The sequence below is a fragment of the Stenotrophomonas sp. A3_2 genome (assembly GCF_036624925.1).
Lineage (GTDB): Bacteria > Pseudomonadota > Gammaproteobacteria > Xanthomonadales > Xanthomonadaceae > Stenotrophomonas > Stenotrophomonas hibiscicola.
The window spans coordinates 1-302 of the sequence record NZ_JAZKVY010000371.1 but is presented as its reverse complement, the minus strand read 5'-3'; the positions used below and the strand labels follow the sequence as shown (position 1 = coordinate 302).

The window sequence follows — 302 nt, the reverse complement described above, 5'->3', positions numbered from 1 at the left end:
GCCGGACAGCATGTTCTTCTGGGAAGGTGCTGCCCGCGGCGAGCTGCTGATCAAAGGCTGCGCCGCCTGCGGCAAACTCTGGCACCCGCCCCGCCCGATGTGCCCCGACTGCCACGCGCTGCGCATGGAGCCGCGCCGCATGTCCGGCCGCGGCACCCTCTATTCCTGGGCCATGCCGATCCACCCCTTCCCGCACGGCTTCGCCGCCCCGCCGATCGTGGCGCTGATCGATCTCGAGGAAGGCCCGCGCATCGTCTCCAATCTGCGCGGCGCCGATCCCCGAACCTTGCGCAACGGCATCG

Annotated in this window: 1 protein-coding gene; it reads left to right on the top strand. The window is 70.5% G+C overall.

From position 1 onward, the window contains the following. Nucleotides 1-10 precede the first annotated feature (10 nt). Nucleotides 11-302: OB-fold domain-containing protein (locus tag R5H29_RS22145; protein ID WP_332329864.1), on the top strand; the 292-nt coding region annotated here is incomplete at its 3' end.